This is a genomic window from Parasphingorhabdus sp., assembly GCF_041748495.1.
GTDB lineage: Bacteria > Pseudomonadota > Alphaproteobacteria > Sphingomonadales > Sphingomonadaceae > Parasphingorhabdus.
Map to the genome: position 1 here is coordinate 18,548 of NZ_JBGTDD010000088.1, position 12,824 is coordinate 31,371.

Sequence of the window (12,824 nt, forward strand, 5' to 3'; positions counted from 1 at the left end):
CTGCAGAGGGCACTATGCATTTCTGACCGTAATGTTGGCAGGTCCAAAATGGGCCGTCATCCTGGCAATTTTCCCGTCCGGATTAAATTCGAAGATATCGATCACATCGACGATTGTGACCTGGCTGGCCGCGCCGTTAATTTCTGCGCGAAAGGGGAAAGCGGCGGCCTTCGCCGAAATGCGGACGGGGCCAGTGAGTTCGGCTTTCGCGCCACCGGAAAAAGCATTGGTGTAAAATTGCAATATCGCATCGCCGCGCTTGGGTTCTGTGCCGACCGGATCCTCGACCAAGGCATCTTCGGCATAGAGCGCCATTACCGCTGGCATGTCGCCGGCGTTGATCGCGGCCAGATAGCGGTCCACGATCTGCTGCATATGTTCCGGTGTGAGCATCAAACATCCTTTTGCTGGAAAATATGCGGAAACTAGATTGCCGGGGCGCAAGTGACTTCTGCTGAATTTGATAGGGAGATGAAAATGTCGGGTCAATTAAAGGGCAAGGTAGCGATTGTGACGGGAGGTGCATCGGGCATTGGTGCGGCGACCGTAAAACGATTTGCAGAGGAAGGTGCCAAGGTGCTTTCCACCGATGTTCAGGAGACGCTGGGGCAGTCTGCTGCCACCGAAGCCGGGGCAATCTTCCATGTGCAGGATGTGTCTGATCCCGAAGGGTGGGATAAGGTGATGACCAAAGTGCAAAGCGAGTTTGGGCGCCTCGATATATTGGTCAATAATGCCGGTATAGTGATCGGCAAGAATATCGAGGATGTGGACCTCGAAAGCTGGCATCATCTGCTCGGAATCAATCTGACCGGTGTGATGCTGGGGTGCCAGAAAGCGATCGCGATGATGAAGAAAAATCCCGGAGGTTCATCCGGTTCGATCATCAATATCGCTTCGACCAGCGCTTATGCGGCGCTTCCGGGAGACGTGACCTATACGGCTTCGAAAAGCGCGGTGCGCATGCTGTCCAGGTCGGTTGCGGTCCATTGTGCCCAAAACGGATTGAATATCCGCTGCAACAACCTCGTTCCCGGCGCCACCCATACCGCCATCATCGACACGGCCGCCAAGACGGTTCCTGGCATGGTCGAAATGGCCGCCAGCATGTCACCGATGAACCGGATCGGGCAGGGTAGCGATCTTGCTGCCGCCGCCGTTTTTCTCGCTGGCGATGATAGCGCTTTCGTCACCGGCAGCGATTTGCTGGTCGATGGCGGCATGCTGGCGGTGCATCCGGGCTACTGAAGTCTGTCAATCCTAGCCGTTTTGGCAGTTAATAGCGGTCTGCATTCGCTCTTATAGGACTCGCAGAAAAAGGGAGAGATCTTTGTGACTGCACAGCCGATCGCCGAAAATTTGTTTACCGAGGACATGCGCGCTCTGGTCGGTGCGCGGAACCGGGAGACCGGGCATATATTCTTTCCGCTGCCGTTGACTCCGGATGACAATATCGAACCGATCCGCCTGGCTTCGCGTGGGACGGTCTGGACTTATACGATCCAGCGCTTTCCGCCCAAGGCACCTTATGCCGGACCAACCGATCCGGAAAAATTCAAACCCTATGCAGTGGCTTATGTCAGCCTGCCGAGCCAGACGATGGTGGAGTCGCGATTGACCGGGGTCGAACTGGAAGACGTCAAAATCGGTATGGAAGTCGAATTGACCGCGATTCCACTGGATCCGGATGCACCGCCGGAAGAGCAAAAGCTCATTCACGCCTTCAAGCCTGTTCAGGGAGAATAATCATGTCAGACGTTTGTATCGTAGGAGCAGGGATTCATCCTTTCGGCCGCACCGAAGGGCGCGATGGCATGGACCAGGGCATATTTGCCGTGAAACAGGCGCTGGCCGACAGCGGGATCGAATGGAAGGACGTGCAATTTGCCTTCGGCGGCTCCGCGGCTTCGGGCAATGCCGACAATATGGTGTCTCAGCTTGGGCTGACCGGGATTCAGTTCATCAATGTTTCGAATGGCTGTGCGACCGGTGGATCGGCACTTAACGCCGCCGTCAGCGCGATCAAATCGGGCGAATATGAAATGGGAATGGCGGTCGGTTTCGACAAGCATCCACGCGGTGCCTTCAACGCCGATCCTTCGTCCTATGGCCTGCCCAACTGGTATGGTGAAGCCGGCTATATGCTGACCGTGCAATTTTTCGGTGCGAAGATCATGCGCTATCTGCACGAATATGATATCAGCCGGGAGACGCTCGGCCGGGTTGCCGAAAAGGCTTTCCGCAACGGGGTCAAAACGGATCATGCATGGCGGCGCAGCGAGGTCGATCTCGAAACGATCATGAACGCGCCGATGATCTGTGACCCGCTGACCAAATATATGTTCTGTTCTCCGGCTGAAGGCGCGGTGGCTCTGATCCTCGCGAGCGAGAAAAAGGCCAAGGAACTGGGTGTGCCGATCATCCGGCTGAAGTCCTCGGTGATGCGTACGCGGCCGCCGGGATCGTTCGAGGTATTTGCTGCCTCAATCGATAACGAGCGCGGCGGGACCGCAACCGAAATTGCTTCCAAGGCTGCTTTCGAGCAGGCCGGGATGGGACCGGCAGATATTGACATCGCACAGCTGCAGGACACGGAATCCGGTGCGGAAATCATGCACATGGCGGAAAATGGCTTTTGCAAGCCCGGCGATCAGGAGCAGTGGCTGCTGGAAGGCCGTAGCGAAATCAACGGTCAATTGCCAATCAACACCGATGGTGGTTGCCTTGCTTGCGGCGAGCCGATCGGGGCGTCCGGCTTGCGGCAGGTCTACGAGAATGTCGTGCAGCTGCGGGGAACGGCGGGCGCGAGGCAGGTGCCTGGTGATCCGAAGACCGCCTATACCCAAGTATATGGCGCACCGGGCGTATCTGCCGTAACGATTCTCCAGCGATAGGAGATTCGATGACCAAGAAAATCAGCGCCGAAGCGCATGACATTGCCGAGCGGGTAGAAAAATTTGTCCGTGACAAAATTTTTGCCTATGAAAAGGACGAGCGGTGCGAGGATCATGGTCCGACCGACGAGCTGGTGCAGGAAATGCGCGTGCTGGCAAAGGAAGCGGGCATCCTGACGCCCCATATCCGCGAGGACGGCAGCCATCTCACCCATCTGGAAACGGCGCTGGTGCTGCGCAAGTCCGGTCTTTCGCCGCTCGGGCCGCTGGCGGTGAACACATTTGCTCCTGATGAGGGCAATATGTATCTGCTCGGCAAATGTGCGTCGCCGGAACAGAAGGAGCGCTTCCTCGAACCTCTCGTTTCCGGCAGGGAGCGCTCGGCGTTTTTCATGACCGAACCGGCCAGTGAAAATGGCGCGGGCTCCGACCCGATGATGATGCAGACGACGGCCCGGCCGGACGGCAATCATTGGGTGATCAATGGCCGCAAGACTTTCATCACCGGCGCAAAGGGCGCTGCGGTCGGCATCGTGATGGCCAAGTCGGACGAAGGTGCAACCATGTTTCTGGTCGACCTTCCGGATCCTGCGATCAAGATTGAACGCGTACTGGATACCATCGACAGTTCGATGCCTGGCAGCCATTCGGTGGTGAACATCGACAATCTCCGGGTGCCGGCCGACCAGATGCTGGGAGAAAGCGGCGAAGGCTTCAAATATGCGCAAGTGCGCCTGTCGCCGGCCCGTCTCACTCACTGTATGCGCTGGCTCGGTAGCTGTGACCGGGCACAGGAAATCGCCATAGACTATGCCTGCAAGCGCCAGGCCTTTGGCAAGCCGCTGATCGATCATGAAGGCGTCGGTTTCATGCTGGCGCAGAACCAGATCGACCTCAAGCAGGCGGAACTGATGATCGACTGGTGCGCATCGGTACTCGACACCGGCGCTCTGGGAACCACCGAAAGCTCGATGGCCAAGGTCGCCGTGTCGGAAGCCTTGTTCCGCATCGCCGACAATTGCGTCCAGGTGATGGGTGGGACCGGGCTTAGCCGCGATACCGTTGTTGAACAGGTGTTCCGCGAAGTCCGGGCTTTCCGGGTCTATGACGGTCCGACCGAAGTGCACAAATGGTCGCTTGCCAAGAAAATCAAGAAATCCCACCAAATCGCGAATGAAGGATTGTAGATGATCAAGAACCGCAAGTTCACCCTCGTCAGTCGCCCGATCGGCGAACCAAAGGAAAGCGATTTTGCGCTGGTCGAGGAGGAATTGCCGGAACTCGGTGATGGTGCGTTTCTGGTACGCAATCACTTTATCTCGCTGGATCCGGCCCAGCGCGGCTGGATGAGCGACGCGGAAAGCTACATGCCGCCGATCGCTCTCGGCGCAGCGGTTACCGCCAGCAGCGTCGGCAGAGTAGCCGAATCAAAAAATCCCGATTTTCCGGTCGGGCAATGGGTTGTCGGCCTCGGCGCAATGGAAGAATATTCCGTCGTACAAGCGGGCGGGTTCACCTCGCCGGTGGATGTGTCGCTGGTTCCATCTCCGACCAATTTTCTCTCGGTCCTCGGCGCGGTTGGCATGACAGCCTATTTCGGGATGATGGACGATGCCAAGCCCAAGCAAGGTGAAACGCTGCTGGTGACGGGTGCGGCCGGCGCGGTCGGGTCGCTGGTCGGCCAGATCGGCAAGATCAAGGGTTGCCGCGTTGTCGGAATTGCTGGCGGTGCCGACAAATGCGCACGGCTGGTCGATGATTATGGTTTTGATGCAGCGATTGATTATCGCGGAAAGAGCCAGGCGGATCTCGAAAAGGAAATTGCCGCAGCAGCGCCGGATGGCGTCGACATCATCTGGGAAAATGTCGGCGGCGAGATTCTCGACGCCGGGATCACCGCGATCAATGAACATGGCCGGGTCGTGCTGTGTGGACTGATCAGCGAATATAACAGCCCGGAACCGGTCGGTATTCGCAATCTCTGGTATCTGATCTCACGGCAGGCGACGATCAAGGGCTTTCTCGTCCGCGACTATCCGCCGCGTTTTGCCGAGGGCATTGCCGAAATGGGGCAGTGGCTTGCCGAAGGCAAGATCAGGCATGACGAGGATATCGATCGGGGCATCGAAAACAGCTATGCTGCCTTCATGAAGCTTTTCTCCGGGGCCAATCAGGGTAAGATGATTCTGGATGTTTCACCCGCTGATTGAATAGAGGAGTTGCCAGTATGTCTGAAAACAAACGGATCGTTCTCGATTTTATCGATGCCTGGAACCGGCTCGATTATGACGCCATCTATGCGGCAATGACCGACGACATATATTATCACAATATTCCGATGGAGCCGTGCGATGGCATCGATGCAGTTCATGCATTTTTCGACAACCCCGCTTTTGGCTTTGACGGTGCGCAGTGGGACGTTCATCATATTGCCGCAACCGGAGAGGTCGTTCTGACAGAACGAACGGACAAGTTCCGGATCGGCGACAAATGGATCGCCATCCGGGTCATGGGCACATTTGAAATGCGCGACGGAAAGATTGCGAAGTGGCGGGACTATTTCGACCTGGCGGAATTCCAGAGCCAGATGGTAGCGGCCATGGGCGGCGCTTCCTGAACCTAGGCCGGTTTGTAAAGCGCACCATTGTCGACCGGATATTCGCCCGCAGTCATGAAGCGCGATTCATCGCTCGCCAGATAGACGCACAAGGCGGCTACATCTTTTGGATGGCCCAGGCCTCCCAGTGGTATCATGCCGGTTTCCGGCGTTGCCGCCCCCCCTGCACCAACCGATTCCTGACGCACCATCGGCGTGTCTATACCTGCGGGATGGAGGCTGTTGCAGCGGATCGGATAATCTTGTTCCTTGCAATGCAACGCCACCGACTTGGTCATGGACCGCACACCGCCTTTGGCAGCACTATAGGCGACGAACGGGGCATAGCCCTGCAAGGCCGCCATGGAACTCAGATTGATGATCGAGCTGGGCTGGTTATTGGCTTTCATCGCTTTGACCGCAGCCCGACATCCCAGAAATACGCCTTCCAGCATCACCGCATTCTGTTTGCGGAATTGTTCCAGCGAGCAATCTTCGATGGTCGCGGGAATGACCAGGCCGGCATTGTTGACAAGGATATGGGGAGTGCCAAAGGCGTCAATGGTGGCCTGCACAATCTCGTCCCAACGTTGTTCGTCGGCGACATCCTGCTGCAGGGCAGTGGCATTCGCTCGGATCGCATCCGCGGCTCTTTTAGCGCTGCCCAAATCAATGTCGGTCAGCAGCACCCGAGCGCCTTCTGCAGCGAAACGCTCGCCAATGGCTTTGCCCAGCCCGGAACCGGCTCCGGTCACGATGGCTATTTTCCCAGTAAGACGGCTCATTGTTTTTCTCCCTGAACGGTGATTGCAGCGCGTTAGGCAGGGTGGCTGTGTTTCGCACAATCCCTATTTTGGTTAGCGACGCTGCCGATTATTGGTCGAGAGCGAACAAATGTTGCGTGAAGAACACAGTTTTTCATATTTGCTATCAAATTGGCTAGCAGAGCCAATAGAAACTCAGGCTTAACAAGACAACATAGCAAAGGCGGAAGAAACCGCCGGAATTTTAAGACTCAGGATCCGGCCAGAGTGACCGGACCAGTTTGGGAGAGAGCAATGACCAGATATTCTTCACGCCACAAATCCGTCCTCACCAGCAGGACGATCAAATCGCTTTTATTGGGCTCTGTCGCCGGCTTGGCTTTCGCCTCTCCCGCGCTAGCGCAAGATGCGGATCGAATTGACGAAGCCAATGTCATCACGGTCACCGCCCGCAAGCAGACCGAAACATTGCAGGAAGTGCCCGTGACGGTCACCGCTATCGGCAAGGATGCGCTTGACAATTATAACGTCAACGAGATTTCTGACGTCACAAGCCGCGTTCCCTCGTTGAACGTGCAGGTCGGCGGCTCCGGTTCCGGCGGCCAGATTTCGCTTCGCGGTGTCGGTTCGTCGAATATTTCGGCTTCCTTCGACTCCGCAGTGGCGTTTGATTTCGACGGTGTGCAGGTCAGCACCATGCGGATTGTGCAGGCCGGCTTTTTTGACGTCGAACAGATCGATGTGCTGAAGGGTCCGCAATCTCTCTTCTTCGGCAAAAGTGCGTCAGCCGGCGTTTTCTCGATCCGCTCTGCCAACCCGACGCAAGCTTGGGAAGTCGGTGGAAAGGCATCTTATGAATTCGAGGAAAAGGGCTATACGGTTGGCGGCTATATTTCGGGTCCTTTGAGTGATACGTTGGGCATTCGCCTGGCAGGTCAGTTCACCGATATCGACAACTATGTCAAAGTTGCCGATGGTACCCCGGCAGTCAATCGCAATCGCGGCCTCAAGGATTTTATCGGACGGGCGACCCTGCAGTGGGATCCTTCGGATAATTTCAGGGCTAATCTCAAATTAAACTATGTCAAAAATGAAAATGACGGCGCGCTTGCATTTTCCGATGTGCACTGCGGTGCCAACGGACGCGCGGATGAAGTGTGGCTCTTGCAAGGCGCGGTCGTCATTCCCTCCAATGCCGATTGTAATATCAGTGATGATCGATACCCGCTCGTTGATCCGTCTCCGGCTTTGGCAACCGGTATTCCGCAAGGCAGCGCGGCTGGTCAGAATTTCAATGGCGTGCCGTTCGGCGAAACCGATATATTCTTTGGCCGATTGAAGTGGGATCTCGATTTGTCGGATACGCTGACACTTTCATCCGTATCGGGTTATCTCAATTTGGACGCGGTGGACTTTGACAGTTACAGCTCGGTTGGCGTCGGCCCCGCATTTTCACCTTTCGGGCCTCTATCTGCCATAGCGCCAGCGCTCGCAGCCGTGAACTTCCCCGGATCTGCCCAGGGAGCTGGCTCCAGTGACCCACGCAACCAGACGGAGCAATTCACTCAGGAACTGCGCCTGGCCAGCGATTTTGACGGAATGTTCAACTTCATGGTTGGTGCGTTTTACGAAGCGCGCGAAATCGATTTCAATACATCACAGCAGGGCGTCAATATTTCACTGATCGCTCCGGACCCAGTGACCGGCAATACCTACGACTGGTATAAAAAGCACAATACAAAAACCGAAGCCTTGTCGTTCTTTGGTAGTGTCTCGCTTGATCTCACCGATCAACTGGAAGTCTCCGGTGGGCTCCGCTGGACGGATGAAACCAAGGTCAACGCCATCGACATCCCTTATGTTCACACTTTTCTTTCCTCCGGCCCTGCTTTCGTCAGCAGCGGTTTCTTCTCGGGGCCGATCAGATTTTCTGACTCCAATTTTTCCCCCGAAGTCTCCGTCAGCTATCAGGCGACCCCCGATGTCAATGTCTATGCAGCGTTCAAAACCGGTTTTAAATCCGGTGGTATTGACAATAGCGCGTTGCCGTCAAACAGCCTGACCGGATTTGCAAGCTCTGATCCAGCTGTGCGTCAAGCCACCGCGGATTCTCTGATTTACCAATCCGAAACTGGCAAAGGTGGCGAGCTTGGCGTGAAAAGTCAGTTTGCGGATCGTAGCGTCACATTCAATATTTCTGCATTCTACTATATTTTCGATGATTTGCAGGTACAGAATTTCAACGCGACGACCGTGCAGTTTCAGACTTTCAATGCCAGCCAGTTGACGACCAAGGGCCTCGACATCGATTTTGCCTGGCGAACACCGTTAGATGGTTTATCATTTTCGGGTGCGGCGGCATATACCGATGCCAAATTTACCAAAACCTTCATATCTACTTCCGGGCAGGACCTAGATGGCCGACGAGCCGCCCGCGCGCCTAAATTTGCTGGCAACATCGCTTTTGACTGGTTGATTCCGATGGGAGATGCGTTCCAATTCGGACTCAATGGGAACCTGCAATATAGTGGGTCCTATTTCACTGCGCAGACCGGGCTGAATGATTATCGCCAACCCAGTTTTGTAACGGTCGATGGAGCTATATCGGTTGGTGATCCGGACAGAAAATGGAAACTCTCCTTGATTGGCGTAAATCTGACGGACAAAGTCATTACCAATACCAGTGGTGGTCGTCCGTTCCTCGCCCCCCCGAACGCCTTTGGCATTCCAACTGGCGATGACCTCGTAGTTACACAGAATCGTGGTCGCCAGGTCTTTGTGGAAGCTGCCTTCAAGTTCTGAACAATCTTTCGTTGATCGAAATGGGCCGGGGTAGCGTAAGCTACTTCCGGCCCTACCTTTTTTGCTGAGGCGCCAGTTCCCAAAATAGCGAAAGTGACAGTAGCAGGCCCAAACCGACCTGCTAGGCGCTGCACCATAATGGCGGCAAACAAACGTCATTCATTTTAGATATGCCTCAGGTTCAAAGCTGAGGTATTTTTTTTTGGAGAAAATGATGACTACCCAATCGACTCGTCTCAACATTAAAGTCCCACGCAATTCGGTTCGGGCACTGCTCATGGGTACCGCGGCCAGCTTGGCTGCTGCCGGTATCGCGACCCCAGCCCATGCGCAGGATGCTGTTGAGGAATATGATAGTAACGTCATCACCGTGATCGCTCGCAAGCAGACAGAAACATTGCAGGAAGTTCCCGTAACGGTCACCGCGATCGGCCGCGATACGCTGGAGAATTTTCAGGTCAATGAAATCGCTGACGTGGTCAGCCGCGTGCCAGCGCTGAATGTTCAGGTTGGCGGCTCAGGATCGGGTGGTCAGATCAGCCTTCGCGGCGTTGGCTCGTCCAATATCTCTGCTTCCTTCGACTCCGCTGTCGCGTTTGATTTTGACGGCGTCCAGGTCAGCACCATGCGGATTGTCCAGGCCGGCTTTTTCGACGTGGAGCAGATTGACGTTCTGAAGGGGCCACAATCTCTGTTCTTCGGCAAAAGTGCTTCTGCCGGAGTTTTCTCCATTCGTTCTGCCAACCCGACACGGGATTGGGAAATGGGTGGGAAAGCCGCCTACGAGTTTGAGGAAAAAGGCTATACCGTTGGCGGTCATATCTCTGGTCCGCTCACCGATACGCTCGGTATTCGCGTCGCCGCACAATATCAGGATATCGAAGATTATGTGAAGCTTGCGCCGGGCACACCGGCGTTCAATCCTGACGGGACTGTCCGGGATTCGCGCGGTATCAGCAATTTCATCAGCCGGGTTACTCTCCAGTGGGATCCGCTCGACAACTTCAACGCCAATTTGAAGTTGAACTATATCAAGAATAAAAGCGACGGCGCGGTTGGGCATACAGATATCAATTGCGGTGCCAATGGCGTCGCCGATCCGGTCTATTTGCTGGGTGGTGCTGTTGTCATTCCGTCCAATGCGGACTGCAATGATCGCGACGGTCTTTATCACACTTCGGATGCAGCCGCCGCATTGGCTGCCAACGTTCCGACGGGATCCGGTGGTGATCCCCGCTTTGAAAATGGGATTCCCTACGGCGAAACGGAGATCTTCTTTGGCCGTTTGAAATGGGACCTGGATCTATCCGACACGCTGACCTTGTCATCGGTTTCGGGTTATCTCAGCCTCGATGCGATCGATACGGATTGTTATGCCTATGTGGGTCAGTTTGCCAACGGTGCCCCAGGCAACGCGGGCTGTAGCGATCCGGTAAACAAGACCGAACAATTCACTCAGGAATTGCGCGTTTCCAGCGATTTTGACGGTATGTTCAATTTCATGGTCGGAGCATTTTACGAAACTCGCGATATCGATTTCAACACCTCGCAGCAGGGCGTGAATATCTCATTTCTTGCCGCTGATCCGGTCACCGGCTTTACTTATGACTGGTATAAAAAGCAGAATACAAAGACCGAAGCGCTTTCGTTTTTTGCTAGTACGACCCTTGATCTGACAGACCAGCTGCAGATTTCCGGTGGTGTGCGCTGGACGGATGAAAAGAAGGTATCGAGAATTTCCGTTCCTTATGTTCATAGCTTCCTGTCCGCGACACCGGCATTTATCGACAGCGGTTTCTTCTCGGGACCGATTACGTTCAGGGACTCTAATTTCTCGCCGGAAGCGTCAATCAAATATCAGGCAACGCCGGATATCAACATTTATGCCGCCTTCAAAACCGGTTTCAAATCGGGGGGCGTTGACAATAGTGCGCTGCCATCGAACAGCTTGCTGGGTTTCAATGATCCGGATCCAGCCGTACGCGCAGCCGTCTCCGATTCTCTGAAATTCAAGTCTGAGACGGGCCTCGGCGGTGAAGTGGGCGTAAAGGCGCAATTCGCAGACCGTACAATTACTTTGAACACATCGGTCTTCTATTATGTCTTTGACGATCTTCAGGTGCAGACCTTCGATGCGGCAGCAGTTCAGTTTCTGACGTTCAACGCCAGCCAGCTGACCAGCCAGGGTGTTGATGTCGAATGGGGATGGCGCACACCGGTCGAGGGGCTGAATTTTTCCGGTTCGCTGGCCTATACCGATGCTGAATTTACGGCGCCATTCGTTACAACTTCGGGTCAGGACCTCAATGGCCGGTCTGCTGCTCGTGCTCCGAAATTTGCCGGTAACGCTGCCTTCGACTGGACAATGCCGATGGGAGACGCGATCGAATTGGGACTGAATGGTAACGTGCAATATAGCGGATCCTATTTCACCAACGAAGATTCGCTGAATGATTTCAGGCAGAACAGCTATTTCTCTTTCGACGGCTCCGTCTCGGTCGGTGACCCGGATGGCAAGTGGAAATTGTCGCTGGTTGGCGTCAACCTGACCGACAAAATCTGGGTCAACACCAGCAGCGGTCGTCCGTTTCTGGAGCCAGGCGTTGGTGACGATCTGGTCGTCACCCAAAATCGTGGTCGTCAGGTCTTTGTGGAAGCTGCCTTCAAATTTTGATCTCCTCCCGTTGATCAAGTCGGGCCGGGATAGCGCAAGCTATTCCCGGCCCTTTTTTTGGAAATTTCATGGCTGACGGGATACCCATAATGAGAGTAGCGGGCCGCATGCGTCTGGCTAATATGCCTCGATAAATCACAATCAGGCAGAGGAACAAATATATGGGACGTCTCGAAGGTAAAAGAGCGGTAATTCTCGGAGCCGCCGGTCAAGGCAATATGGGGCAGGTGATTGCCCAGCGCTTTCGCGATGAAGGCGCCGATGTCCTCGTCGCCGGACGGAAGGAGGCGGAGCTGAAACGCTTTGCGGGCGAGCTTGGCGGCCAATATGCAATTTGCGACCTGACTCAGGAAGCCGATATCAAGGCGCTCGCTGAATCGGCGAGAAGTCAGATGGGTGGCGTCGATATCGCGATCAATGCGACAGGTGTCGGCTTTCTGAAACCCTTTCTGGAGAATACCAGAGAAGAACTGGAAATGATGTCGGCGCTGCAACTGGTTGGGCCGTTTCAATTTTATCAGGAAATGATCAAGGCGATGGATGATGGCGGATCAATCATTCAGATCAGTTCGGCTACCGCAACGATCATGCTCAATGATCATGCCGCCTATATGGGTACGAAGGCCGCCACCGATCATATCATTCGCTGCGTCGCTCATGAATTTGGTGAAAAGGGCATCCGCGCCAACAGCATTTCTCCGGGTCTGACGCGGACGCCAATGACCGCAGGTGTTGATCAGGTGCCGGGACTGGTTGAGTCCTTCGAAGCGCGCTATCCGCTCGGCCGGATCGGAACCAGCGAAGATATCGCCGCTGCTGCAGTGTTCCTTGCCAGCGACGAATGCTTCATGACCGGCGAGAATCTGCAGGTCAATGGCGGCCTTTGCCTGCGCGGCAATCCGACGCGCAAGGACCAGCAGCTGATGATGGCGTCGCTCTCCTCAGCGTCCTGACTTTAGTGTCTCACCTTTGGAGTAAACCCACCAGCTTGTAGCTGGTATAAGGCTTCAGCCGTTTTGGTTTGCTAAGCACTATCCTCCAGAAAATGACCGGCTCGCAGGCGAAGTCATTTTCTGGAGGATAGTGCTTATGCC

Annotated in this window: 11 protein-coding genes; 9 read left to right on the top strand and 2 right to left on the bottom strand. The window is 55.0% G+C overall.

Annotated features, from left to right (window positions below):
- Positions 1–12: 12 nt before the first annotated feature.
- Positions 13–393: a nuclear transport factor 2 family protein gene (locus ACEW8J_RS07110; protein WP_373490948.1), complete on the bottom strand. Its 381-nt coding sequence runs from the start codon at positions 391–393 to the stop codon at positions 13–15.
- 84 nt (positions 394–477) lie between these two features.
- On the opposite strand from ACEW8J_RS07110, the gene ACEW8J_RS07115 reads away from it, so the two are divergent.
- The 6 genes from ACEW8J_RS07115 to ACEW8J_RS07140 all read left to right on the top strand — a co-directional run bounded on the left by ACEW8J_RS07115 (position 478) and on the right by ACEW8J_RS07140 (position 5,511).
- A complete protein-coding gene (locus ACEW8J_RS07115) occupies positions 478–1,248 on the top strand; it encodes an SDR family NAD(P)-dependent oxidoreductase (protein WP_373490949.1) in 771 nt (256 codons plus the stop codon).
- Between the two features lie 84 nt (positions 1,249–1,332).
- A complete protein-coding gene (locus ACEW8J_RS07120) occupies positions 1,333–1,746 on the top strand; it encodes a Zn-ribbon domain-containing OB-fold protein (protein WP_373490950.1) in 414 nt (137 codons plus the stop codon).
- Positions 1,746–2,894, top strand: coding sequence for a thiolase family protein (locus ACEW8J_RS07125; RefSeq protein WP_373490958.1), 1,149 nt, complete (start codon positions 1,746–1,748; stop codon positions 2,892–2,894). The genes ACEW8J_RS07120 and ACEW8J_RS07125 overlap by 1 nt, the downstream gene beginning before the upstream one ends.
- Positions 2,895–2,902: 8 nt before the next feature.
- Positions 2,903–4,081: an acyl-CoA dehydrogenase family protein gene (locus tag ACEW8J_RS07130; RefSeq protein ID WP_373490951.1), complete on the top strand. Its 1,179-nt coding sequence runs from the start codon at positions 2,903–2,905 to the stop codon at positions 4,079–4,081.
- Entirely contained in the window at positions 4,082–5,104 is a 1,023-nt protein-coding gene (locus ACEW8J_RS07135; protein ID WP_373490952.1) for an NADP-dependent oxidoreductase, read from the top strand. It begins immediately after the preceding gene.
- A gap of 17 nt (positions 5,105–5,121) precedes the next feature.
- Complete coding sequence (locus tag ACEW8J_RS07140; RefSeq protein WP_373490953.1) at positions 5,122–5,511, top strand: limonene-1,2-epoxide hydrolase family protein; 390 nt, start codon at positions 5,122–5,124, stop codon at positions 5,509–5,511.
- Positions 5,512–5,513: 2 nt separating this feature from the next.
- Here ACEW8J_RS07140 and ACEW8J_RS07145 read toward each other — a convergent pair whose 3' ends face one another.
- Entirely contained in the window at positions 5,514–6,275 is a 762-nt protein-coding gene (locus ACEW8J_RS07145; protein ID WP_373490954.1) for an SDR family oxidoreductase, read from the bottom strand.
- A 150-nt stretch (positions 6,276–6,425) separates the two neighbouring features.
- On the opposite strand from ACEW8J_RS07145, the gene ACEW8J_RS07150 reads away from it, so the two are divergent.
- From ACEW8J_RS07150 to ACEW8J_RS07160, 3 genes are all read left to right on the top strand, one after another.
- Positions 6,426–9,056: a TonB-dependent receptor gene (locus ACEW8J_RS07150; RefSeq protein WP_373490955.1), complete on the top strand. Its 2,631-nt coding sequence runs from the start codon at positions 6,426–6,428 to the stop codon at positions 9,054–9,056.
- Positions 9,057–9,333: 277 nt separating this feature from the next.
- Complete coding sequence (locus ACEW8J_RS07155; RefSeq protein ID WP_373490956.1) at positions 9,334–11,730, top strand: TonB-dependent receptor; 2,397 nt, start codon at positions 9,334–9,336, stop codon at positions 11,728–11,730.
- A gap of 161 nt (positions 11,731–11,891) precedes the next feature.
- Positions 11,892–12,683: an SDR family oxidoreductase gene (locus ACEW8J_RS07160; RefSeq protein ID WP_373490957.1), complete on the top strand. Its 792-nt coding sequence runs from the start codon at positions 11,892–11,894 to the stop codon at positions 12,681–12,683.
- The last annotated feature ends 141 nt before the right edge of the window (positions 12,684–12,824 follow it).

Excerpts from the sequence above, each read along its gene's own strand:
- ACEW8J_RS07110 (WP_373490948.1), bottom strand. The coding sequence starts at position 393 with ATGCTCACACCGGAACATATGCAGCAGATCGTGGACCGCTATCTGGCC.
- ACEW8J_RS07115 (WP_373490949.1), top strand. The coding sequence starts at position 478 with ATGTCGGGTCAATTAAAGGGCAAGGTAGCGATTGTGACGGGAGGTGCA.
- ACEW8J_RS07130 (WP_373490951.1), top strand. The coding sequence starts at position 2,903 with ATGACCAAGAAAATCAGCGCCGAAGCGCATGACATTGCCGAGCGGGTA.
- ACEW8J_RS07135 (WP_373490952.1), top strand. The coding sequence starts at position 4,082 with ATGATCAAGAACCGCAAGTTCACCCTCGTCAGTCGCCCGATCGGCGAA.
- ACEW8J_RS07140 (WP_373490953.1), top strand. The coding sequence starts at position 5,122 with ATGTCTGAAAACAAACGGATCGTTCTCGATTTTATCGATGCCTGGAAC.
- ACEW8J_RS07145 (WP_373490954.1), bottom strand. The coding sequence starts at position 6,275 with ATGAGCCGTCTTACTGGGAAAATAGCCATCGTGACCGGAGCCGGTTCC.
- ACEW8J_RS07155 (WP_373490956.1), top strand. The coding sequence starts at position 9,334 with ATGGGTACCGCGGCCAGCTTGGCTGCTGCCGGTATCGCGACCCCAGCC.
- ACEW8J_RS07160 (WP_373490957.1), top strand. The coding sequence starts at position 11,892 with ATGGGACGTCTCGAAGGTAAAAGAGCGGTAATTCTCGGAGCCGCCGGT.